22 protein-coding genes and 1 tRNA gene are annotated in these 22,915 nt (G+C 70.1%); 16 read left to right on the forward strand and 7 right to left on the reverse strand.

Translation table 11 applies throughout. From position 1 onward, the window contains the following. The first annotated feature begins 49 nt into the window (after positions 1 to 49). Complete coding sequence (locus tag VNT50_RS12775; RefSeq protein ID WP_325485488.1) at positions 50 to 994, forward strand: phosphodiesterase; 945 nt, start codon at positions 50 to 52, stop codon at positions 992 to 994. Here VNT50_RS12775 and VNT50_RS12780 read toward each other — a convergent pair. Then, positions 939 to 2,558, reverse strand: a complete 1,620-nt coding sequence (locus tag VNT50_RS12780; RefSeq protein WP_325485489.1) for a stealth conserved region 3 domain-containing protein — start codon at positions 2,556 to 2,558, stop codon at positions 939 to 941. The two genes, VNT50_RS12775 and VNT50_RS12780, sit on opposite strands and share 56 nt — an antisense overlap. A gap of 135 nt (positions 2,559 to 2,693) precedes the next feature. Between VNT50_RS12780 and mgrA the strand changes: the two genes are divergently transcribed. From mgrA to VNT50_RS12810, 6 genes are read left to right on the forward strand one after another with little or no spacing between them, the layout of a single operon-like run. Beyond that, positions 2,694 to 3,761, forward strand: a complete 1,068-nt coding sequence (gene mgrA, locus VNT50_RS12785; RefSeq protein ID WP_325485490.1) for an L-glyceraldehyde 3-phosphate reductase — start codon at positions 2,694 to 2,696, stop codon at positions 3,759 to 3,761. Positions 3,762 to 3,774: 13 nt separating this feature from the next. After that, positions 3,775 to 4,707, forward strand: a complete 933-nt coding sequence (locus VNT50_RS12790) for a 4-(cytidine 5'-diphospho)-2-C-methyl-D-erythritol kinase (protein ID WP_325485491.1) — start codon at positions 3,775 to 3,777, stop codon at positions 4,705 to 4,707. 47 nt (positions 4,708 to 4,754) lie between these two features. After that, positions 4,755 to 5,576 carry an ABC transporter ATP-binding protein gene (locus VNT50_RS12795; protein ID WP_325485492.1) on the forward strand — a complete coding sequence of 274 codons (822 nt, stop codon included), beginning with the start codon at positions 4,755 to 4,757 and terminating at the stop codon, positions 5,574 to 5,576. After that, positions 5,573 to 6,256 carry an ABC transporter permease gene (locus tag VNT50_RS12800; protein ID WP_325485493.1) on the forward strand — a complete coding sequence of 228 codons (684 nt, stop codon included), beginning with the start codon at positions 5,573 to 5,575 and terminating at the stop codon, positions 6,254 to 6,256. The genes VNT50_RS12795 and VNT50_RS12800 overlap by 4 nt, the downstream gene beginning before the upstream one ends. Beyond that, positions 6,253 to 6,990, forward strand: coding sequence for an ABC transporter permease (locus VNT50_RS12805; protein WP_325485494.1), 738 nt, complete (start codon positions 6,253 to 6,255; stop codon positions 6,988 to 6,990). Before VNT50_RS12800 ends, VNT50_RS12805 begins: the two co-directional genes overlap by 4 nt. Before the next feature lie 28 nt (positions 6,991 to 7,018). Beyond that, on the forward strand, positions 7,019 to 7,933 hold the full coding sequence (locus VNT50_RS12810) for an ABC transporter substrate-binding protein (RefSeq protein ID WP_325485495.1): 915 nt from the start codon (positions 7,019 to 7,021) through the stop codon (positions 7,931 to 7,933). Positions 7,934 to 8,018: 85 nt separating this feature from the next. Here VNT50_RS12810 and VNT50_RS12815 read toward each other — a convergent pair whose 3' ends face one another. Both VNT50_RS12815 and VNT50_RS12820 read right to left on the reverse strand, forming a co-directional pair. Beyond that, the gene (locus tag VNT50_RS12815; RefSeq protein ID WP_325485496.1) at positions 8,019 to 9,800 is read right to left on the reverse strand and encodes an ABC-F family ATP-binding cassette domain-containing protein; all 1,782 of its coding nucleotides are present in this window, start codon (positions 9,798 to 9,800) and stop codon (positions 8,019 to 8,021) included. A gap of 47 nt (positions 9,801 to 9,847) precedes the next feature. Further along, entirely contained in the window at positions 9,848 to 10,366 is a 519-nt protein-coding gene (locus VNT50_RS12820; RefSeq protein ID WP_325485497.1) for a MarR family winged helix-turn-helix transcriptional regulator, read from the reverse strand. Positions 10,367 to 10,476: 110 nt separating this feature from the next. Between VNT50_RS12820 and VNT50_RS12825 the strand changes: the two genes are divergently transcribed. The 7 genes from VNT50_RS12825 (at position 10,477) to VNT50_RS12855 (ending at position 16,177) form a co-directional block, all read left to right on the forward strand. Next, a tRNA-Gln gene (locus VNT50_RS12825) sits at positions 10,477 to 10,548 on the forward strand. A gap of 1 nt (position 10,549) precedes the next feature. Next, complete coding sequence (glmU, locus tag VNT50_RS12830; RefSeq protein WP_325485498.1) at positions 10,550 to 12,007, forward strand: bifunctional UDP-N-acetylglucosamine diphosphorylase/glucosamine-1-phosphate N-acetyltransferase GlmU; 1,458 nt, start codon at positions 10,550 to 10,552, stop codon at positions 12,005 to 12,007. Next, a complete protein-coding gene (locus VNT50_RS12835; protein ID WP_325485499.1) occupies positions 11,982 to 12,998 on the forward strand; it encodes a ribose-phosphate diphosphokinase in 1,017 nt (338 codons plus the stop codon). The genes glmU and VNT50_RS12835 overlap by 26 nt, the downstream gene beginning before the upstream one ends. Before the next feature lie 118 nt (positions 12,999 to 13,116). Next, a complete protein-coding gene (locus VNT50_RS12840) occupies positions 13,117 to 13,596 on the forward strand; it encodes an FMN-binding protein (RefSeq protein WP_325485500.1) in 480 nt (159 codons plus the stop codon). 15 nt (positions 13,597 to 13,611) lie between these two features. Further along, complete coding sequence (locus tag VNT50_RS12845; protein ID WP_325485501.1) at positions 13,612 to 14,508, forward strand: FAD:protein FMN transferase; 897 nt, start codon at positions 13,612 to 13,614, stop codon at positions 14,506 to 14,508. Further along, positions 14,505 to 14,633, forward strand: coding sequence for a hypothetical protein (locus VNT50_RS12850; protein WP_325485502.1), 129 nt, complete (start codon positions 14,505 to 14,507; stop codon positions 14,631 to 14,633). The genes VNT50_RS12845 and VNT50_RS12850 overlap by 4 nt, the downstream gene beginning before the upstream one ends. Next, complete coding sequence (locus VNT50_RS12855) at positions 14,630 to 16,177, forward strand: FAD-dependent oxidoreductase (protein WP_325485503.1); 1,548 nt, start codon at positions 14,630 to 14,632, stop codon at positions 16,175 to 16,177. The genes VNT50_RS12850 and VNT50_RS12855 overlap by 4 nt, the downstream gene beginning before the upstream one ends. A 16-nt stretch (positions 16,178 to 16,193) precedes the next feature. On the opposite strand, the gene VNT50_RS12860 is transcribed toward VNT50_RS12855, so the two are convergent. Beyond that, positions 16,194 to 17,687, reverse strand: coding sequence for a sensor histidine kinase (locus tag VNT50_RS12860; protein ID WP_325485504.1), 1,494 nt, complete (start codon positions 17,685 to 17,687; stop codon positions 16,194 to 16,196). Then, positions 17,684 to 18,409, reverse strand: a complete 726-nt coding sequence (locus VNT50_RS12865) for a response regulator transcription factor (RefSeq protein ID WP_325485505.1) — start codon at positions 18,407 to 18,409, stop codon at positions 17,684 to 17,686. Before VNT50_RS12865 ends, VNT50_RS12860 begins: the two co-directional genes overlap by 4 nt. 112 nt (positions 18,410 to 18,521) lie before the next feature. Between VNT50_RS12865 and VNT50_RS12870 the strand changes: the two genes are divergently transcribed. Both VNT50_RS12870 and VNT50_RS12875 read left to right on the forward strand, forming a co-directional pair. Beyond that, positions 18,522 to 19,532: a magnesium and cobalt transport protein CorA gene (locus VNT50_RS12870; protein ID WP_325485506.1), complete on the forward strand. Its 1,011-nt coding sequence runs from the start codon at positions 18,522 to 18,524 to the stop codon at positions 19,530 to 19,532. 29 nt (positions 19,533 to 19,561) lie between these two features. Continuing rightward, complete coding sequence (locus VNT50_RS12875) at positions 19,562 to 20,884, forward strand: FAD-binding oxidoreductase (protein WP_325485507.1); 1,323 nt, start codon at positions 19,562 to 19,564, stop codon at positions 20,882 to 20,884. A 51-nt stretch (positions 20,885 to 20,935) separates the two neighbouring features. On the opposite strand, the gene gnd is transcribed toward VNT50_RS12875, so the two are convergent. After that, positions 20,936 to 22,363, reverse strand: coding sequence for an NADP-dependent phosphogluconate dehydrogenase (gnd, locus tag VNT50_RS12880; RefSeq protein WP_325485514.1), 1,428 nt, complete (start codon positions 22,361 to 22,363; stop codon positions 20,936 to 20,938). 383 nt (positions 22,364 to 22,746) lie between these two features. Next, positions 22,747 to 22,872 carry a hypothetical protein gene (locus tag VNT50_RS12885; protein WP_325485508.1) on the reverse strand — a complete coding sequence of 42 codons (126 nt, stop codon included), beginning with the start codon at positions 22,870 to 22,872 and terminating at the stop codon, positions 22,747 to 22,749. Positions 22,873 to 22,915 lie beyond the last annotated feature (43 nt).

Here is a 22,915-nt window from a genome sequence, read left to right on the forward strand (position 1 = left end):
CCGCCGCGTTCATCATGCGTTCAGGAAACATGCCGGTAACATTTCGAACGTGACACCTCGCCAGGCGGAGCACCCGAGACCCGAACGTGTGCTCCTGCACATCAGCGATACGCACCTGCGCGACGCGGGCGGAAAGCTGTACGACCGGGTCGATTCCGAGTCGTATCTGCGTCGCACGATCGAGGGCATCGAGGCGTCGGGCGTACGCCCGCAGGCGCTCGTCTTCACCGGCGACCTCGCGGATCGCGGCGAGGCGGCCGCGTACGAGGCGCTCCGCGACCTGATCGAGCCGCTCGCCGCACGCCTGGCGGCCAGGGTGTTCTGGGTGATGGGCAATCACGACGACCGTCCGGCGTTCCGCCGCGCGCTGCTCGACGAGCCCGCGCCCCGCGATCCGTTCGACCCGATCGACCGCGTGGACGAGATCGATGGGCTCCGCCTCATCACCCTCGACACGAGCGTTCCCGGCCATCACCACGGTGAGGTGAGCGACGCCCAGCTGGCCTGGCTCGAGCGTGAACTGGCCGTTCCGGCGCCGTACGGCACGATCCTCGCGATGCACCACCCGCCGGTGCCGTGCGTGCTCGATCTGGCCGCGACCGTCGAGCTGCGCGAGCAGTCCCGCCTCGCGGCGGTGCTGCGCGGCACGGACGTGCGCGCCATCCTCGCCGGGCACCTGCACTACTCGACGTTCGCCACCTTCGCCGGAATCCCCGTCTCGGTCGCCTCGGCGACCTGCTACACGCAAGACCTCACCGTGCCGCAGGGCGGCACACGCGGGCGCGACGGCGCCCAGGCGTACAACCTCGTGCACGTCTACGACGAGACGATCGTCCACTCGGTCGTGCCGGTCGACGTGTCCGAGCCGCTCGACTTCGTCGACGCCGACGAGACGCGGCGCCGCCTCGACGAGGCCGGCGTGACGATCCCGCCCTCGCTCAGCTCCGTCCTCCCGAGCGAACCGCCGACGACTCCCATCTCGGTGCTGCACTGACGCGATCCGAAGCCGCGCCGACCCGCTCCGCCGCGGGCAGCTCCCACGGCGCACGGATGGGATAGTACCGCTCGAGGGTCGCGCGGAGGATGGGCACCCGCACCTCTTCGGGGATCTCGGGAACGCTGCCGTCGTTGAGGCAGAACATGTCGGCGTCGCGGCGTTCCAGGAGCTTCTCCATCTGCCCGAGCGATTCGCGCAGCGTGGTCTGGATGTAGCGCACGCGGGGCTGGGTCGTGGGCAGCGCACGCCCCGTGAGCAGCGCGTAGTAGTGGTACAGGCTGTTCGTCACCGAGATGTCGGTCGCCGATCGGAAGCGCGAGGCCGCCGTGCGGGCGTAGTCGTCGGCGAACTCGTTCTCGAGTTCCGCGGCGATGCTGCGGCGCATCGGCGCCGCGCAGTGCTGGAGGTCGCGCGTGATGATGCGACCGAAGCGCTGCTGGAGCAGCGCCCGGTTGACGCGGAGCCCGTTGTCATGGCCGCTGCGGTGCGCCCGCGCGGGACCCGCGCCGATGCGCACCGGCGCCTCGACGAACGTGCTGAGGCCACCCGACGTGAAGAACAGGTCGGGCGTGACCGGCCGACCGAAGAACATGTCGTCGTTCGAATAGAGGAAGTGCTCGGCGAGCCCGTCGATGCGGTGCAGCTGGCTCTCCACCGCGTGCGAGTTGTGCGTGGGCAGCACGCTCGGGTCGGCGAAGAACTCCTCGCTGCGCACGATCGTCACTTTCGGATGATCGGCGAGCCAGTCCGGGCGGTCCGAATCGGTGGCGATGAAGATGCGGCGCACCCACGGGGCGTACATGTGCACGCTGCGGAGCGCGTAGCGCAGCTCATCGACGTGGCGGTAGCGGGTCGGCCCGTCATCGCCCTCGCCGACGACATACTCCTGCATCTGCAGGGCACGCTGTCGCTGGAAGTCGCTCGAGGAGCCGTCGACCCACGAGAACACCATGTCGATCTCGTCGGTGACCTCGCGCGGGTGACGCTCGAACATGCCCGCAATCGTGCGCCAGGAGCGGCCGTAGCGCTGAATGCGCGTGAACTCGACGTCCTCTGTCGCGATGACGCGACGGGTCAAGGCGTTGGCTCGCGGTGCCTCGACGAGCTCGGCGCCGAAGCGCCAGAACTCCAGCCGCACACCGAACTCGGCGCCGTAGCGCAGCGAGCCGTTGGTGCTGACACGCGGACGGAAGAGCGTCACCGCCCACACCTCGGCAGCGGGCCCCACGAACTCGAAGAGGGGCTCGGGCGCCCTCTGGCGGAGCTTCGCGTAGAACGGCTCCGCGGTGGATGAGACCGCGAGCGCCTCGATCGCTCCCGCGCGGGCCGCGGCATCCACCACGATGACCGGCCGCAACCGCTCATCGCGCACGAGCGTCAGCTCGATGCCCGCCTGCTCGAGCACATCGGCCACGAATCCCAGGTCGGCCTCGAGGGCGCCATCGGGGGTGACGTCGTCGTGGACGAGACGGAGCAGTCCATCATCGAGCACAACGTCGTCGCGGGCGACGAGGGTCGTCCAGGGATGGGTCGTGGGCGGGAGTGCCGAGAGCTGGGTCATGCAACCTCTTTCTTTGCGCGGCCGTCATTTTAAGTCGCTGGCGCTGCGCGGGCCAGCCCCTTTCGAAGAGCGGATGGCGAGTCTATGCGGCGGTCGTTTCGGGCATATTTCCCACCTGGGCAATAGGCTCGGTGGGTGACCGACGCACCGCGCTTCCGCCCCGATGTCTCAGATCTGCACCGCCCCTATGCCGCGGCCGAGGAGCGCTATGCCACGACCGACTACCGGCAGGTCGGGTCGTCCGGGCTCTTTCTGCCGCCGATCTCACTCGGACTGTGGTGGAACTTCGGAGACAACATCCCCTTCGATCGTCAGCGCGCCGTGCTGAGGCACGCCTTCGACCTCGGGATCACGCACTTCGATCTCGCAAACAACTACGGACCGCCCTATGGCTCGGCCGAAACGAACTTCGGCCGCATGATGCGGGAGGACTTCGCCCCCTACCGCGATGAACTGATCATCTCATCCAAGGCTGGGTATGACATGTGGCCCGGCCCCTATGGCGACCTCGGCTCGCGCAAGTACATCCTCGCGAGCGCGGAGCAGTCGCTCAAGCGCATGAGCCTGGACCATGTCGACATCTTCTACTCCCACCGCGTCGACCCGGTCACGCCGATCGAGGAGACCATCGGGGCGCTCGACACGCTCGTGCGCCAGGGCAAGGCGCACTACGTCGGCATCTCGTCGTACAGCGCGGAGCGCACCGCGGTGGCGGCGGCGGTCGCACGCTCGCTCGGCACGCCTCTCGTCATCCACCAGCCGTCGTATTCGATCCTCAACCGCTGGGTCGAGGACGGGCTGACGGGCGTGCTGAAGCAGGAGGGGATGGGTGCGATCGCGTTCACGCCCCTCGCCCAGGGCCTGCTGACCGACAAGTACCTCGGCGACGGCACCGCGGAGCGCGCGCAGAAGCGCCGGTCGCTCCCCGGCGAACAGCTCTCGGAGCGCGCTCTCTCGGCACTGCGTGCGCTCGATGTCATCGCGAAGCAGCGCGGGCAGACGCTCGCCCAGATGGCGATCCAGTGGGTGCTGCGAGACCCGGTGGTGACCTCCGCGCTGATCGGCGCATCGCGGCCGGCGCAGCTCGACGAGAACGTCGCCGCCCTGAACGGCCCGGCGTTCGACGTCGACGAGCTCCAGCAGATCGACACCCTCTCCGAGTCGATCGACGTCGATCTCTGGGCCGAATCGGCAGAGGCCTGAGCCGGGATCCGAGGTGACGCTCAGAGCGGCCGCAGGCGGCGTGCACGTCCGGGCACCGGGAAAGATCAACGTCTTCCTGGAGGTGGGGGACGTGCAGGATGACGGCTACCACGATGTCGCGACTGCCTACCAGGCGGTCTCCGCTTTCGAGGACGTCTTCGCGTCCGACTCGAACGACTTCACGATCGCGGTGACCGGTTCGGTCGATGTCTCCGAAGTGCCGCTCGATGACCGCAACCTCGCGCTGCGCGCGGCCCGGCTGCTCGCCCGCGAGACCGGCTTCCGGGGCGGGGTGCACCTCGACATCCGCAAGGGCGTTCCGGTGGCAGGCGGTATGGGCGGCGGTTCGGCGGACGCCGCGGCCGCCCTCGTCGCGTGCGACGCGCTGTGGGGCACGGAGATGCCGACCGGGCAGCTGCTGCAGCTCGCCGCCCAGCTCGGCGCCGACGTGCCCTTCTCGCTCATGGGCGGCACCGCTGTCGGCACCGGACGCGGCGACCAGCTGAGCGCGGCCCTCGCGCGCGGCAGGTTCGACTGGGTGATCGTGACGAGCGACGAGGGGATGTCGACGCCCGAGGTCTATGCGGGCCTCGATGCGCACCGCGCCCGCACGGTGACCGACATCATGCCCGCCGCGCGCACGCCGGTCGTGGCGACGGCCGTGCTGCAGGCGCTCCGGGCGGGCGACCCCGCCCTTCTCGCCGACTGCCTGCGCAACGACCTCCAGGTCGCGACGCTCGCTCTGCGCCCCGCGCTTGCCGACATCCTCTTCCTCGGCGAGAACTCCGGCGCGCTGGGCGGCATCGTGTCCGGCTCCGGGCCTACGCTCGCATTCCTCGCGGCCGGCGAGCACGAGGCGCTCGACCTGCGAGTCACCCTGAGCGCCGCGGGGCTGACCGCTCTGCACGTGCACGGGCCGGTTCCCGGCGCACGCATCGTGGGCTGATCGTGCAATCCCGGCGCGGTGTCGCAGGCGTCTTATAGCCTGGATCAATGATCGAGTTCCGCGCGGTCACGAAGGAGTTCCCCGACGGCACGCGCGCCGTCGAGGACTTCAGCCTCGTGCTCCCGTCCCGCAAGACCACCGTCTTCGTCGGCTCGTCGGGGTGCGGCAAGACCACCCTGCTGCGCATGATCAACCGCATGGTCGATGCGACCGGCGGGCAGATCGAGATCGACGGCGACGACATCCAGGGCCGCGACCCCGTGGCCCTCCGCCGCAGCATCGGCTACGTGATGCAGAACTCCGGGCTGATGCCGCACTTCACCGTGATCGACAACGTCGCCACGGTGCCCGTGCTCAGCGGGGTCCCGAAGAAGACGGCGCGCGAGCAGGCGCTCGCGCTGCTCGACACGGTGGGCCTTGACCGATCGCTCGCGTCGCGGTACCCGAGCCAGCTCTCCGGCGGCCAGCAGCAGCGCGTCGGGGTGGCCCGCGGGCTCGCCGCCGACCCCAACATCCTGCTGATGGACGAGCCGTTCGGGGCCGTCGACCCGATCGTGCGCGCCGACCTCCAGCAGGAGCTCATCCGCCTGCAGAGGGAGCTGGGCAAGACGGTCGTCTTCGTCACGCACGACATCGACGAGGCCTTCCTCCTCGGCGATCAGGTCGTCATCCTGCAGAAGGGCGCCCGGGTCGCCCAGGTCGGCTCGCCCAGCGAGATCATCGAGAGTCCCGTCGACGACTTCGTCGCGAACTTCATCGGCACCGATCGCGGCACCAGGGCCCTCACGCTGAAACAGACCGAGCGCGGCACGGTGGTGGTCGACGGCGCGGGGCGCACCCAGGGCGCGATCGTGGGGGAGGCCCGGTGACCTGGATCCTCGACAACCTCGACCTGATCGCCGCGCTCAGCCTCGAGCACCTTCGGCAGAGCATCCTGCCGATCGTGCTGGGGTTCATCCTGTCGGTGCCGCTCGGCTGGCTCGCGTTCCGGTACCGGCGGTTCCGCGGCGTCGTGCTGACATCGACCGGCCTGCTCTACACGATTCCGTCCATCGCGCTGCTCGGGTTGCTGCCCGGCATCCTGGGGATCAGCGCCCTCAGCGAACTGAACCTCACGATCGCCCTCACGATCTACGCGATCGCGATCATGGTCCGCTCCGTGACCGACGGCCTGTCATCGGTCGATCCGGCGGTCCGGCAGGCCGCGACCGCCATGGGGATGGGGGCCGTTCGCCGGTTCTTCACCGTCGACTTCCCCCTGTCGGGGCCGGTGCTGCTCGCGGGGCTGCGCGTCACCGCGGTCAGCACGATCGCGCTCGCGACGGTCGGCGTCTTCATCGGCGTGACGAACCTCGGCTACCTCTTCACCAACGGGTATCAGCGGCGCATCATCCCCGAGATCCTGGCCGGCGTCATCACCGTGATGCTCCTCGCGCTGATCATCGACCTGCTCCTCATGCTCGCGGGCCGCGGCTTGATGCCGTGGACGCGCAAGATCCCGACCAAGAGCGCGGCCGTGCGTCCGCTGGTCGCGAGGGCTGCCGCGTGAACGTATTCCTGCAGGCATTCGCCTGGATCTTCGCCCCCGAGCAGTGGGAGGGACCGTCGTCCATCCCGATCGCCGTGCTCGTGCACCTGGCCTACACGTTCGTGGCGATGCTCATCGCCTCGGCGATCGCGATCCCGGCGGGATGGCTCATCGGGCACACCGGTCGCGGCCGCGAGATCGCCGTCGGCATCTCGGGGGCCGCGCGGGCGATTCCGTCCTTCGGCCTGATCCTGCTGCTCGTGCTGCTCTTCGGCGTGCTCAACAAGCCCGAAGCGGCGATGACGGCGTTCGTGCTGCTCGCGATCCCCTCCATCCTGGCGGGCGCCTATACCGGCCTCGAGGCCATCGATCGCCGCGTCGTCGATGCCGCGAAGGCGATGGGGATGACCCCGTGGCAGGTGCTCTGGCGCGTCGAGGTGCCGCTGGGCCTGCCGCTGCTGGTCGGGGGGCTGCGCTCGGCGACCCTGCAGGTCGTGGCCACCGTCACACTCGCCGCCTATGTGAATCTCGGCGGCCTGGGCCAGTACATCTTCCAGGGACTCAGTCTGCGGCGGTACGACGAGATCCTGGGCGGTGCGATCCTCGTCGCGGCACTCGCGCTCGTGCTCGACGGCGTCTTCGCCGTACTGCAGCGCGCGTCGGTGCCCGCGGGCATCCGCGCCGGCACCCCCGATCCTCCCTCCGCCCCGAAGAGAACGACGGCAGTCCGCATTCCGGCCACGGCGTCGCCCTGACCGATCCACCCCACAGGAAGAGAAAGTCATGTTCACAGCAAAGAAGTCCACGCTCGCGCTGGGCACGGCGCTCATCGCCGGAATCGCCCTCGTGGCATCCGGGTGCGCATCCGCCGACCCGCTCGCGCCCGACACCGGCAGCCCTCAGGGCGGCGGAGACACGATCGTCGTCGGCTCGCAGGCCTACTACTCGAACGAGATCATCGCCGAGATCTACGCCCAGGCCCTCGAGAACGCCGACTTCGACGTTGAGCGCAGGTTCAACATCGGGCAGCGCGACGTCTACATGCCCTCGATCGAGAGCGGCGAGATCACGCTGTTCCCCGAGTACACGGGCAACCTGCTGCAGTGGTTCGACGAGGACACCGAGGCCCGTACGCCCGACGATGTGTACGCCGCCCTCGGCGACGCCCTCCCGGACGGGCTCACCGTGCTCGACCAGGCGACCGCGAGCGATCAGGACTCGTACACGGTGACGGCGGAGTTCGCCGAGGCGAACGGGCTCACGACGATCGGCGACCTCGCGAACGTGACCGAGCCGCTCACCCTGGGCGGCCCGCCCGAGCTCGAGGAGCGGCCCTACGGACCCTCCGGCCTGCTCGACACCTATGGCGTACAGGTGGCCTTCTCGGCCACCGGTGACACCACGGTCGAAGACCTCCTCGCGAACACGATTCAGGTCGCCAACGTCTACACGGCAGACCCCGCCATCCAGACCGACGACCTCGTCGTGCTCGAAGATCCCGAGGGCCTCTTTCTCGCATCCAATGTCGTACCGCTGGTGAATGAGGACGTCGCCGACGAGATCGCCGACGTCATCAACGCCGTCAGCGCCGCCCTAACGCCGGAGGCGCTCGTCGCGCTCAATGTGCAGAGCACCGTCGACCAGCTGTCGCCGGAAGAGATCGCGACGCAGTGGCTGACCGAGAATGACCTGATCTAGCGGCCTCCCGACCGGGAAGCCCGGTGACGGAAGGGCGGCGGATGCCTCGGCATCCACCGCCCTTCCGCGCTCAATCCTGCGGCGCTCAGTCCAGCAGCGCGCCGACCTCGAGCCACCGCTCCTCGAGCGTGGCGACATCCGACTCCATGGCCTGCAGCAGGGCGTGCAGCCGTCCGATGCCGCTGTAGTCCGATTGGTCGTGCGTCGCGAGGTCGTCGTGTGCCGCCGCGATGCGCTTCGCGAGCTTCTCGAGCTGGCGGTCGATCGACGAGAGCTCCTTCTCGGCGCTGCGCCGATCGGCGCCCGTCATCGCCGCGCTCGCGCGCGAGGATGGCGCGGGGGCGGGGGAGACGGGGGCATCCCGGGCGGCGGCTCGTCGACGGAGGTACTCGTCGACGCCGCCGGGCAGATGCCGGAGCCCGCCGGCCTCGATGGCGTACTGCTGGTCGGTGACCCGCTCGATGAGGTAGCGGTCGTGCGACACGACGAGCAGCGTGCCGGGCCACGAGTCGAGCAGGTCCTCGAGCGCCGCGAGCATGTCGGTGTCGAGGTCGTTCGACGGCTCGTCGAGGATCAGGACGTTGGGCTCCCCGAGCAGCACGAGCAGCAGCTGGAGCCGTCGCTTCTGCCCGCCGGAGAGGTCGCGCACGGGTGTCGACAGCTCGGAGGAGCGGAAGCCCAGGCGCTCCAGCAGCTGCGACGGCGTGAGTTCCTTGCCGCCGGCGACGTACGACGTCTTCTGCAGCGCGAGCACGTCGCGGACCCGCTCGTCGGCGTACTGGTCGAGTTCGGTCAGGCGCTGGCTGAGCACCGCGACCTGCACCGTCTTGCCGCGCTTGACGCGCCCGGAGGTCGGTTCGACGGTGCCCGCGACGAGTCCGAGCAGGGTCGATTTGCCGACGCCGTTGGGGCCCAGGATGCCGGTGCGCTCGCCCGGCGCGATACGCCATTCGACGTCCTTGAGCACGGCACCGGCGCCGTAGTCCACGCCGGCGTCGAGCAGATCGACGACGTCCTTGCCGAGGCGGGCGGTGGCCAGCTGCGACAGCTGGACGGAATCGCGCGGCGGGGGCTCGTCCTCGATCAGCTGGGTCGCCGCGTCGATGCGGAACTTCGGCTTCGACGTGCGCGCGGGGGCCCCGCGGCGCAGCCACGCGAGCTCCTTGCGCAGGATGTTGCGGCGCTTGGTCTCGGCGACGGCCGATTGGCGCTGCCGCTCGACGCGCTGCAGCACGTACGCGGCGTAGCCCCCCTCGAACGGGTCGACGATGCCGTCGTGCACCTCCCACATGCGCGTGCAGACGGCATCCAGAAACCACCTGTCGTGCGTCACGAGCAGCAGGCCGCCCCCACCGCGCGGCCAGCGGTCGGCGAGGTGCTGCGCGAGCCATGCGATTCCCTCGACGTCGAGGTGGTTCGTGGGCTCGTCGAGCGCGACGACATCCCACTCCCCGACGAGCAGACGGGCAAGGCCCACGCGTCGTCGCTGGCCGCCGCTGAGGCCTGACACGACGGTGTCGAGCGCCACGTCCCGCAGCAGGCCGTCGAGCACGTCGCGCACGCGGGCGTCGCCGAGCCACTCGTGCTCGGGGCGGTCGCCGACGATCGCGTGACGCACGGTCTCGTCATCCGGCAGGTCGTCGTCCTGGGCGAGCATCCCGACGCGCACGCCGCCGCGGAGGGTCACGCGTCCGTCGTCCGGCGCAAGGCGCCCGGTGAGCACCCGCATGAGCGTCGACTTGCCGTCGCCGTTGCGGCCGACGATGCCGATCCGGTCCCCGCCGTCGACCCCGACGGTCACATCGTCGAGCACGACTTTCGCGGGGAATTCGACGTGCAGACGCTCGCCGCCGAGGAGGTGGACCATCCCTCTAGCCTAGGCGCGCGTCAGCAAGCCCTTCCCGGCGTCGCGCCTCAGGAGTCGAAGCCGAGGCTCAGCTTGCGCAGCAGCCCGGCGAGGCGCTCTCGGTCGGAGCGGGACAGCGTGCCCAGCAGCAGCGCCTCGGCATCGACCAGGCGCGTGATGGCCGCGTCCACGCGGAGGCGTCCGTCGGCGGTGAGGACGACGAGGATGCTGCGCCCGTCGTCGGGGTCGGCCTCGCGGCGCACGAGCCGGCGCGCGACGAGGCGGTCGATGCGGTTCGTCATCGTGCCGCTCGAGACGAGGGTCTGCTGGAGGAGCTGCTTCGGGCTGAGCTGGAACGGCTCGCCCGCCCGCCGGAGGGCGGAGAGCACGTCCCACTCCCACGGCTCGAGGTCGCTGCGCCGGAACGCCTCGCGGCGGGAACGGTCGAGGTGACGCGAGAGGCGGTCGACGCGCGAGAGCACCTCGAGCGGGGAGAAGTCGAGGTCTGGTCGCTGCACGCCCCACGCGCCGACGATGCGGTCGACCTCGTCGGTGCGGCGCCCGCGGACCCCCTCGCCATCCGTCATGAACCGCACTCTATCGAAGGCGCGACCCCGCACACGGGAAGCGGGGCAGGGCCGGCGCGGCCGTCTGGCAGACTTGTCGGGCGGGCGCCCCATGCCGGTGGCGACCGTGATCCGCCGTGGTGTAATGGCAGCACGACAGCCTTTGGAGCTGTTAGGTCTAGGTTCGAATCCTGGCGGCGGAGCATGACCGACATCAACGAAGACGACAGCCTCGCCATCGTCATCCTGGCCGCGGGCCAGGGAACGCGCATGAAATCCGCCCTGCCGAAGGTGCTGCACCGGATCGGCGGGCGCCCGCTCGTGGGTCACGTCATCCACACCGCGCAGACCCTCGGTGCCACCCATATCCGGGTGGTCGTGCGGCACGAGCGCGACGCGGTCGTCGAGACGATCCACGCCGACGCCCCCGAGGTCGAGGTCGTCGACCAGGACGAGATCCCCGGCACCGGCCGCGCGGTGCAGGTCGCGCTCGCCCAGCTGCCCGAAGGATACGCGGGCGACGTGCTCGTGCTGAGCGGAGACGTGCCGCTGCTGTCGGCCGACACGCTCTCGCAGCTGCTCGCGGCTCACCGCGCGTCCGGCGCTGCGGCGACCCTGTTGAGCGCGCTGCTCGATGACCCGACCGGGTACGGCCGCGTCATCCGCGGTGCGGACGGCGGCGTCGAGAAGATCGTCGAGCAGAAGGACGCGTCGGATGTCGAAGCCGCCGTCCGCGAGATCAACGCCGGCGTGTACGTCTTCCGGGCCGCGCCGCTGCGCGCGCACCTCGAGCTGGTCGGCACGGCGAACGCCCAGGGCGAGCGCTACCTCACCGACGTCATCGCGCTGCTGCGCGACTCGCGCCACGCTGTCGCCGCGACCGCAGCGCCAGACCCTCGCGTGGCTCTCGGTGTGAACGACCGGGTGCAGCTGGCCGAGGCGGCCGGCATCCTGAACGCCCGGATCGTGCGCCGCTGGCAGCTGGAGGGCGTCACCATCCTCGACCCCGCCACGACCTGGATCGATGACACGGTGACGCTCGCCCGCGACGTCACCATCCTGCCCAACACTCAGATCTTGCGCGCGACGACGATCGCGGAGGGCGCCACCGTCGGCCCCGACACCACCCTCGTGGACTGCGAGGTGGGGGAGCGGGCGACGGTGAAGCGCGCCGATGCGACCCTCGCGGTGATCGGCGCGGGGGCGAGCGTCGGCCCGTTCGCATATCTGCGACCGGGCACCTATCTCGCGGCGGACGGCAAGATCGGCACCTTCGTCGAGACGAAGAACGCGACGATCGGGGAGGGCAGCAAGGTGCCGCACCTCTCGTACGTCGGCGACACGACGATCGGGGAGGGCGTGAACCTCGGCGCCGGCGCGATCACGGCCAACTACGACGACATCGCCAAGCACCGCACCGAGATCGGGGACCACGTGCATTCCGGGTCGCACAACGTCTTCGTGGCTCCCGTTAGGGTAGGAGCAGGGGCCAAGACCGGTGCAGGCGCCGTCATCCGCAAGGATGTACCGCCCGGGGCGCTCGCGCTCTCGGTCGCCCCTCAGCGCAACATCGAAGGCTGGGTCGCGAAGAACCGACCGGGCACGGCCGCGGCCGAAGCCGCAGAGAAGGCGAGCAATGGCGAAGAAGGCCAAGAACGGTAAGGGCGGTCCCCACACGATCGTCACCCGGACGAAGAAGAAGCTCGTCATCGTCTCGGGCCGCTCGCATCCCGCATTGGCCGCGGAGGTCGCGAAGGCCCTCGATTCGGAAGTGCTGCCCACCGAGCATCGCACGTTCGCGAGCGGCGAGATCTACACGCGCTTCAGCGAGAGCGTACGCGGATGCGACGTCTTCGTCGTGCAGACCTTCGGCGGCGCGATCAACGAATCGATCATGGAGCTGCTCATCATGCTCGACGCGCTCAAACGGGCGTCGGCGAAGCGGGTCACGGTCGTCGCGCCGTACTATCCGTACTCGCGCCAAGACAAGAAGGGCCGCGGACGCGAGCCGATCAGCGCGCGTCTGATCGCCGACCTCATGCAGACCGCCGGCGCCGATCGCGTCATGAGCGTCGACCTGCACGCCGCGCAGATCCAGGGCTTCTTCGACGGTCCCGTCGACCACCTCTTCGCCCAGCCCGTGCTGCTGGACTACTTCGAGCGGAAGATCATCGAGGACCGCGAGCTGCTCACGGTCGTCTCGCCCGACATGGGCCGGGTGCGCGTCGCCGACAACTGGTCGGACAAACTCAATGCCCCGCTGGCGATCATCCACAAGCGCCGCGACCCCACCGTGGCGAACAAGGTGACGGTTCACGAGATCGTCGGCCAGGTCGATGGCCGCGTGTGCCTGCTCGTCGACGACATGATCGACACCGGCGGCACGATCGTGAAGGCGGCCGAGGCGCTCAAGCGCAGCGGCGCCAAGCGGGTCATCGTCGCCGCCACGCACGCGATCTTCAGCGACCCGGCTCCGCAGATCCTCGACACCGAGGCGATCGACGAAGTGGTCGTCACTGACACGCTTCCGGTCGGTGAGGACCGCCGCTTCCCCGGACTGACCGTCCTGCCGATCGCCCCGCTGCTCGCGCGCGCCATCTTCGAGGTCTTCGAGGACGGCTCGGTCACGAGCATGTTCGACGGCGCGGCCTGATCGGTCGGGCCGACTGCGCATCTCCAAGCCGCTTCATAGGGCACGCGGGGAGAATGCTGTAAGGATGCCTCGTAGCGCACAGCTCACCCCCCAGCGAGGCCCCGACGAAGGAGGACACATGATCCGCACGAACACTCTTCTCCCGCACCCCCTCCGCCCGAACCCGCTCCGCGCCGGGGCCGCCCTCGCGGGCGTCGCCGGCGTGCTCCTCCTCGCCGGATGCGGCGCCTCCCCCTCGACGGCCGGCGCCGACGACGGCACCGATACCGGCGCGTCCGACACCGGCTCCGCGGCGACCGGTTCGTACACCGACGGCACGTACACGGCGGAGGGCTCCTACCAGACGCCGGAGTCGATCGAGACGATCGATGTCACGGTCACCCTCGCGGACGGCGTCATCACCGACGTCGGGGTGGTCGGCCACCCGACGAAGCCCGAGACCGAGGAGTACCAGGGCAAGTTCATCGGCGGCATCTCGGACGAAGTCGTAGGGAAGAGCATCGACGAGATCAATGTCAGCCGCGTCGCCGGCTCCTCGCTGACAAGCGGGGGCTTCAACAAAGCGATCGAGGAGATCAAAAGCGAGGCCGCGGCCTGAGCCGCGGGGTCGAGCGTGCCCGAGTCCGCGCCGGCGTCCTGGCGGTTCGAGGCGATCGGCACGCCGTGGGAGATCCAGACCCCGACGCCTCTCCGCCCCATCGCCCGCGCGGAGGTGACGACCCTCATCGCCGACTTCGACGCCGCCTGGTCGAGGTTCCGCCCCGACTCGCTCGTCGCCCGACTGGCCCGCGGGGAGCGGTCCGTCCTCGCACCGCCCGACACCGACGCCATGCTCGCTGCGTACGGCGAGCTCTCGGACGCGACCGGGGGTGCGGTCAATCCGCTCGTCGGCGCGGCGCTCGACCGCCTCGGCTACGGGCCGGGATACCGCCTGGCCGAGGCCGGAGAGCCCGCGCGATCGGTCCCGGCCGCGTGGCGGGACATCGTGTCGTGGGACCTGAGGCGGCTCTCGCTGAGCGAGCCCGCGACGATCGACGTCGGCGCGCTCGGCAAGGGCCGCCTCGTCGACCGCGTGCTCGATGTGGTGACCTCCCATGTCGAGGGAGACGTCGTGGTCGATGCGAGCGGCGACCTCGCCGTGCGCGGGGTGCCCGTGCGCATCGGCCTCGAGCATCCCTTCGATGCGACCCGCGCGATCGGCGTCGTGACGATTCAGGATGCCGCGCTGTGCGCTTCGGCGACGAACCGCCGCACGTGGGGCGACGGCCTGCATCACGTGCTCGACGCCCGCACGGGGATGCCGGTGCGCACGATCTCGGCCACGTGGGCGATCGCCCCCGACGCCATGCACGCCGACGCCGTCGCGACGGCCCTCTTCTTCGACGGTGGTCCGCGGCTCGCGCACGAGTGGGGGGTGCAGTGGGTGCGGATGCTCACCGACGGTCGCGTCGAGTATTCCCCGGGCAGCGCGGCCGAGCTGTTCTCGGGCCCCGCTACCGTGGAGTCATGAGCGCCACATCCCTCGCCGGACGTCTCGCCGTCCCCGGCGACGACGCCCACCCGTTCAGCAACCCCACGCGAGACTCCATCACCCTGATCGCGGGCGCGTCAGGCCCTCGGGCCGGTGTGACGTGATCTCCGCCCTCACCGCGGTCTGGAACCGCGTGCTCCAGGCGCTCGGCCGCTTCTCGATGTACCGGCTGGTGCTCCTGTCGCTGGGCACTCTCGCGGCCGTCGCGTTCGTCGTGTCGTTCTTCGGGGTTCTCGCGCCCGGCCCCCTCGAGCTGGTCGCCACGCTCGCGGTGCTCTCGGCCTCGTGCTACGCGGTCGACGCGATCGCGCAGCGCGTGATCCGGCTCCCGCACCGCATCGAATCCTCGCTCATCACCGCGGCCATCCTGCTCTTCGTGCTGCGCCCGAGCATCGAGGTGCCCGCGCTCCTGGGCATCGCGCTCGCCGGCGCCGTGGCATCCCTCTCGAAGTACCTGCTCGCCTGGCGCGGACGGCACATCTTCAACCCCGCGGCGTTCGGCGCGGCGATCCTCACCATCTCCGGCCTCGGCGCATCGGCGTGGTGGGTGGGCACGCCGTACCTCGCCGGGCCCGTCGTCGTGCTGGGACTGCTCGTTCTCATCCGCACCGAGAAGCTCCGGGTCATCACGCTCTTCGTCGTCGTCGCGGTTGCGGTGACGGTGCTCCGGCTGTCCGCCCAGGCCCAGGCCGCGCAGTTCGAGATCTCGACCCCCGACCTGCTGTCGCTGGCGCTGCTGCAATCGCCGGTGCTGTTTCTCGGGGCGTTCATGCTGTCGGAGCCGCTCACGATGCCGCCGCGCCGGTGGCAGCAGCTCGCCGTCGCCTGCTTCGTCGGCGTATTGGTGGGCTGGCCGATCGACCTCGGTCCCTTCACGCTCGGCCAGGAGCGCGCGCTGCTCATCGGAAACCTGCTCGCATTCGCGTTCGCCGTGCGCGGCGCCGTGCGCCTCACGCTGTCGGGTCGCAGCGCCCTGTCGCCGACCGTGCAGCAGCTCGAATTCACGACGAAGCGGCCCGTCCGCTTCACCCCGGGGCAGTACCTCGAGCTCGACGTGCCGCACCGGCGGCCGGATGCCCGCGGCACACGGCGGGAGTTCAGCATCGCCTCGGCACCCGAAGACCTGCCGATGCTGCGCATCGCCTTCCGCGAGGGCGGGGCGAAGCATCCCTCGAGTTACAAGAAGGCCCTCGCCGCGGTGACCCCCGGGGGCGATCTCGCCGTGACGGGCGTGTGGGGCGATTTCCTGCTGCCGCACAACACCGGCGCGCCCGTGCTCATGGTCGCCGCGGGCATCGGGGTGACGCCGTTCGTGTCACAGCTGCGGCGCATGCTGCTGACCGAGGAGGATCGCGACATCGTCCTCGTCTACGTCGCGTCGCAGGCGTCGGAGCTCGTCTTCCGCGACGACATCGCGGCCGCCGGCATCCCGGTCGTCGTCTTCACCCGTGACGAGCCGGAGAACCTGCCGTCGAACTGGCACTGGGCCCGCGGCGTGCGTCTCGACGCCGAGGGCCTGCAGCGGGTCGTCCCCGACCTGTCTGCCCGGCACGCGTACATCTCCGGCCCTCCCGGGCTCATCGCCGAGCTCGCCCCCGCGCTGGAGAAGGCCCGGTCGCTCACGACCGACGCGTTCGCCGGGTACTGAGTCCGCGGGCGGGCCCTCAGGGAACGACGGGCGCGTGCGGCCGGGCCGGCAGCCGCAGGGTGAAGGTCGTGTCGCCGGGTGCGCTGTCGACCTCGATCGTGCCGTGGTGCGCGGTCACGATCGCCTTCGCGATGGAGAGCCCGAGTCCGGTGCCCCCCGTCTGCCGTGCGCGGGAGCGGTCCCCGCGCGCGAAGCGCTCGAACAGATCCGCCTGGACGGCGGGATCGACGCCCGGCCCGTCGTCGTGCACGGTGAGCACGGCGTCGGCGCCGTCGCGGAACACCCGGACGGTCACCTCGGTGCCCGCTGGCGTGTGGATGCGGGCGTTCGCGAGAAGATTCGCGACGACCTGATGAAGCCGAGCGGCGTCGCCCGCGAGCACGACCGGCTCGTCCGAGACCTCGACGCGCCAGCTGTGATCCGGTCCCGCGGGCCGGGCATCGCCCACCGCCTCGAGGGCGAGCTGAGTCAGGTCCACGGAGCCGTAGACGAGGTCCTGCCCCTCGTCGAGGCGGGCGAGCAGAAGGAGGTCCTCGACCAGCCGGGTCATGCGGATCGATTGCGCCTGGATGCGCTCGAGCGCCGACTCGCTGCCCTCGAAGACCGGTCCCTCCGCCCGCCGAAGCGCTCGCAGCGAGAGTTCCGAGTAGCCGCGGATCGAGGCCAGGGGAGTGCGCAGCTCGTGGCTCGCGTCGGCGACGAAGCGCCGCATCCGCTCTTCGTTGCGCTGACGCGCATCGAGCGAGGCATCCACGTGATCGAGCAGGGTGTTCAGAGCTGCGCCCACCTGCCCGATCTCGGTGCGATCATCCGCCTGGTCGGCGGGCACGCGCGCCGAGATGGAGACGGCGCCCTGGTCCATGGGGACGCTCGCGACGCGCGTGGCGGTGTCGGCCACGGAGCGGAGGGGACGAAGACCGACCCGGATGACGAACGCCGTCGCGGCGGCGAGCACGAGCAGCCCGCCCGCCGTCAGCAGCCCGATCGTGGTGAGCATGCGGGCGATCGTCTGCTGCACCTCGGTGCGCGCGAGGCCCACGACCGCCACGGTGTTATCGATCGCATCGGCGAGCACGACGTACGAGCCGACGCCGTCGATCTCCACCGTGGTCGGTCCGGGGCCGTCGAGGCCGTCGGCCAGGGCCTGGAGCTGCTCGTCGGTCAGCGCGGTCACGGTCAGGTCGTCCGCGACGAACGCGCCGCTGGCGGGAGTGAGGAAGGGCTTCACGATCAGCAGGAAGCCGGCCTGCTGGGGCGAGGACTCCAGGATCGTCTTCGCGTTGACATCGGGTCCCTCGAACGCGCCGCCGGGCCCGCCCGCGATCTTGACGCGATCCATCGTCGAGCGCAGCTGCTCGGAGAGGCGGGTCTCGAGCACCTGCCCCAGGATGGCGCTCGTCGCGACGGCGACGATGACGAGGATGACGGAGACGATGCCGATGACGGTCACCATCAGGCGCGTCTGCAGCGTCCAGGCGGGGCGTCCACGAGCCGCGCGCGCCTCGGTCACTGGGGACCCTTGATCATGTACCCGACGCCGCGCACCGTGGAGATCAACGGCTCGCGCCCGTGGTCGATCTTCTTCCGCAGGTACGAGATGTAGAGCTCCACGACACTGGAGCGCCCACCGAAGTCGTAGTTCCAGACACGGTCGAGGATCTGGGCCTTCGACACGACGCGCCGCTGGTTGCGCATGAGGAAGCGGAGCAGCTCGAACTCCGTGGCCGTCAGCTCGATGGCATCGCCGGAGCGCTCGACCTCGTGGCTGTCCTCGTTGAGGCTCAGGTCCCCCACACGGAGGATCGGCTCGGCATCGCTCGAGAACGCCGATCCCGCGCGGCGCATGAGGCCGCGCAGGCGCGCGACGACCTCCTCGAGGCTGAACGGCTTCGTCACGTAGTCGTCGCCGCCCGCGGTGAGTCCGGCGACGCGGTCGCTCACGGCATCCTTCGCCGTCAGGAACAGCACGGGAACGTCGTTGCCCGACTGCCGCAGGCGCTGCAGCACGGCCATGCCGTCGAGGTCGGGCATCATGATGTCGAGCACGAGGGCATCGGGTGCGAACTCGCGCGCGCCCTGCAGCGCCTCGAAGCCCGACCCCGCGGTGCGCACCTCCCACCCCTCCATCCGCAGCGCCATCGACAGCAGGTCGGTGAGCATCTGCTCGTCGTCGACGACGAGAATGCGGAGGGCGGAGCCGTCGGGGCGATGCAGGGCGGGAGACGATGCCATGAGCCCATTGTGCGGGCTTTCCTATGAGATTCCTATGGAGACGGCTATGGCTCCGCTGTGAACGCGCGGCCCCGCGCGCATCTACGGTCCCGCGCGCATCTATGGTGGGCTCATGCCACTGGTCGATGCCGCGGTCTATGTCGAGGGAAAGCGGGTGTCGAGCGGATCTGTCGTCGACACCGTTACGGATGCGCGGGCCCGTGGCGGCATGGCGTGGATCGGCCTGTACCGCCCGACCGAAGGCGAGATGCGCGAGATCGCCGCGCTCCTCGATCTGCACCCGCTCGCGGTGGAGGACACACTCACGGGCCATCAGCGGGCGAAGCTCGAGCGCTACGGCGACAAGACGTTCCTGGTGCTGCAGCCGGCACGCTACCTCGATGACACCGAGACCGTCGAGTTCGGGGAAGTCCACGTCTTCCTCGGTCCCGGCTTCGTCATCACCGTGCGGCACGCGGAGAACCCCGACCTCGCCGCGGTGCGCCGGCGGCTCGAGGCGAAGCCGGAGGTGCTGGCGCAGGGTCCGTTCGCCGTCGTCTGGGCGGTGTGCGACGACGTCGTGGACCAGTACGCTCCGGTCATCGTCGGCCTCGAGAACGACATCGATGAGATCGAGGACGAGCTCTTCTCGGGCGATCCCGATGTGTCCAAGCGCATCTTCGGCCTGCAGCGGGAGGTCATCGAACTCCAGCACGCGACCTCCCCGCTCGTCGACGTGTTCGAGCGGATGCAGGCGATCGTCGTGGAATCGACCGGCAAGCCCGAGGCGCCTGCCTTTCGCGACGTGGACGATCATGCGCGGCGCGTCGTCGAAAAGGTCGAGGCCTTCCGGCAGACCCTGGGCAGCGCCCTCACCGTGCACGCGACCCTCGTGGAGCAGCAGAGCAACGAAGAGATGCGGCGGATGACGGAGTTCGGGCTGCAGCAGAACGATCAGGTCAAGAAGATCTCCAGCTGGGCGGCCATCCTGTTCGCCCCGACCCTCGTCGGGACGATCTACGGCATGAACTTCGACAACATCCCCGAACTGCACTGGGGGTTCGGCTATCCGCTCGCGCTTCTGCTGATGGCGACGACGAGTGTGACCCTCTACGTGGTGTTCAAGAGGAGGGGTTGGCTCTGACGTCGGCGGAGGGGAGTAGTTTCTTCGCCATGCGAATCGAAGAACTGCGAGAACAGGTCGCGGGGCGCGTCATCGCCCCGGCGGAGGACGGATGGGATGCCGCGCGCCTCTTCCACTCGGGAATCGGCGAGCCGGCGCTCATCGTGCGCGCCGCGTCGGTGGCGGATGTCGCGGCCGCCGTCCGATGGGCGAGCGCGGAGGGGGTGGCGGTCGCCGTTCGCGGCGGCGGTCACAGTGCGTGGGGCACGGTCGCGGGCGGCCTCACGATCGACCTCGGCGAACTCACCGACATCGAGATCGACGGCACCCTCGTGCGTGTCGGTGGCGGCGCGACGTGGGGCGCCGTGGCCGGGACCCTGTCGGAGGCGGGGCTCGGCGTGAGTTCCGGTGACACCGCGTCGGTCGGCGTCGGCGGCCTCACGCTCGGCGGGGGCATCGGCTGGATGGTGCGCGCCTGGGGGCTGGCCGCCGACCAGCTCACGGGGGTGCAGCTGGTCACCGCCGCCGGCGACGTGGTCGAGGTCTCCGCCGCCAGCCACCCCGAGCTCTTCTGGGCCTTGCGCGGGGGCGGCGGCAACTTCGGGGTCGTCACGCGCTTCGACTACCGCGCGCACGAGCTGCCGGCGGTGGTCTTCGGCGAGCTCTCGCTGCAGGGAGACGCCCGGCCCGTGCTTCGTGCGCTCCGCGACACCCTGCGGGGCGCGCCCCGCGAACTCACCGTGACCTATGCTGATGTGCCCGCGATGGATCCGAGCGCGCCCGCGGGCGCGACGATCACCGCATGCTGGATCGGCGACGACGTGGACGCTGCCCGCGCCGCCCTCGGCCCGGTGCTCGCGCTGTCCGGCGTCGAGGTCAACGACCTCGGTGTGCGGCCGTACCCCGACATCCTGCTCGAGATGCCGGAGTTCGATCCGAACCAGCCCATGCCCGGCTTCATCGGGGGCAACACGCTCCTGACGGACGCCGACGACGACGTGCTCGACGCGCTTGCGACATTCCGCGAGAGCAACCCTGCCTCCGTGCTGTTCCTGCGATCGCTCGGCGGCGCGTACGGTGACGTCCCAGACGATGCCACCGCGTTCTCCCCGCGGGGCGCAACGTGGTTCGCAATGGCGGGGGCGTTCGACCTCCCCGGCACGACGACGGAGCAGCGGGCGGCCGTCGAGGACGAGTGGGCGCGGATCGAGGCGCGCGGCGGTGGTGTCTACGGCAACTTCACGCAGGCGGTCGACGGATCGGTCGTGGCGAAGATGTACTCGCCAGAGACGTCGGCGCGCCTCGCGAAAGTGAAGCGCGAGTGGGATCCGGGCAACGTCTTCTCACGCAACCACAACGTAGCGCCGGCCTGAAACGCAACGTGCCGCCGGGGAAGCCCGGCGGCACGTCAGCGTCACTTCGCCTCAGTGGGTGTCTTCGGCTTCGATCTCGCTGCGGTCGCCCGACCACTGTGTGTGGAACGTGCCGGGCTTGTCGATGCGCTTGTAGGTGTGCGCCCCGAAGAAGTCGCGCTGACCCTGCACGAGCGCGGCGGGAAGGCGCCGGGCGCGGAGGCCGTCGTAGTACGCGAGCGATGAGGAGAAGGCGGGGGCGGGGATGCCGGCGATCGTGGCCGTCGACACGGTGCGTCGCCATGCGCCTTGGGCGCGCTGCAGGGCCTCGACGAAGTACGGGGCGGTGAGCAGCACGGGCAGGTCGGGGGTCGCTGCGTAGGCATCCGAGATGCGGTTCAGGAACTGGGCGCGGATGATGCAGCCGCCGCGCCAGATCTTGGCGACCGCGCCGAGGTCGATGCTCCAGCCGTACTGGGCGGCGCCGGCGCGGATCTCGTCGAACCCCTGCGAGTACGCGACGATCTTCGACGCGTACAGGGCGAGCCGGACGTCCTCGATGAACGCGTCGACGTCGTCAGCGGTCAGCTCCTCGCTGGGGCCGGGCAGATCGCCGGCGACGGCGCGCTGCTCGGGATGACTCGACAGCGAACGGGCGAACACGGCCTCGGCGATGCCGGAGACGGGCACACCCAGATCGAGCGCGGTCTGCACGGTCCAGGCGCCGGTGCCCTTGGCGCCGGCCTGGTCGAGGATCACATCGACCAGGGGCTGTCCCGTTCCGGCATCCTGCTGGCGGAGCACCTCGGCGGTGATCTCGATCAGATACGACTCGAGCTCGCCCTTGTTCCATTCGGCGAAGACGTCGGCGATCTCGGCGGGGGTCTTCCCGGTGCCGCGGCGGATCAGATCGTACGCCTCGGCGATCAGCTGCATGTCGGCGTACTCGATGCCGTTGTGCACCATCTTCACGAAATGCCCGGCGCCGTCGTGACCCACGTGCGTGACGCACGGCTCACCCTCGGCGACCGCCGCGATCGAGCGCAGGATCGGACCCAGCGTGACCCACGACTCATCCGAGCCGCCGGGCATGATCGAGGGACCGGTGAGCGCCCCCTCTTCGCCGCCGGAGATACCGGCGCCGACGAAATTGATGCCGGTCTCGCGCACCGCCTTCTCGCGGCGGATCGTGTCGGTGAACAAGGCGTTCCCGCCGTCCACGATGATGTCCCCGGGCTCGAACACGTCCACGAGCGCATCGATCACCGCGTCGGTGCCGGCGCCGGCCTTGACCATGATGATCGCGGTGCGCGGCTTCTGCAGCGACGCCGCGAACTCGTCGTATGACGCGGCCGGCACGAAGCCCGCCTCGGGATGCGCGGAGACCAGGTGATCGGTCTTCTCGTACGAGCGATTGAAGATCGCGACCGTGTTGCCCTGGCGGCTCGCCAGGTTGCGGGCCAGGTTCGAGCCCATCACCGCGAGGCCGACGACACCGATGTTCGCGACCGACTGCGCCGCGGCGTCGGGACCGGTCGGCTCCGGCGCCGGACGTGGGACATCCTCGGGCGCCGGGGCGCCCTCATGGGCGGGGGCGGAATCGGGGGCGTCCGCACGATCGGTGGAGACGTTCGTCCCCGTCGTGTGGTTCGGCTCCTCGGTGGGAAGGTCGTTCTCGGGCACGCGCAAACTCCTCGGATCATCGCAGGGGATGCTCCCAGGTTATCGCGTCACGGAGCGCAGCCCCTGCGGTGTGACGACGCAGCGGTGTGACGACGCAGCGGTGTGACGACACAGTGGTGTGACGACACTGCGGTGTGACGACGCAGTGGTGTGACGACGCTGCGGTGTGACGACGCAAACGACGCGCACCGCGCGAGCGCTCAGTCCTTGCGGTAAGCCGCTCGGCCCATCGACCAGAATGCGGCGACGGTGAGCAGGCCGCCGAGGGCCGCGAGGCCGCCGATCGCCCAGACGAGCAGATGCGATAGAAGCGCGTCGTCGAACATGTGTCCTCCTGGGTCGTTAGCGCGTGACTTCACGCTACCGCGT

Source organism: Microbacterium sp. (genome assembly GCF_035554235.1).
Taxonomy (GTDB): domain Bacteria; phylum Actinomycetota; class Actinomycetes; order Actinomycetales; family Microbacteriaceae; genus Microbacterium.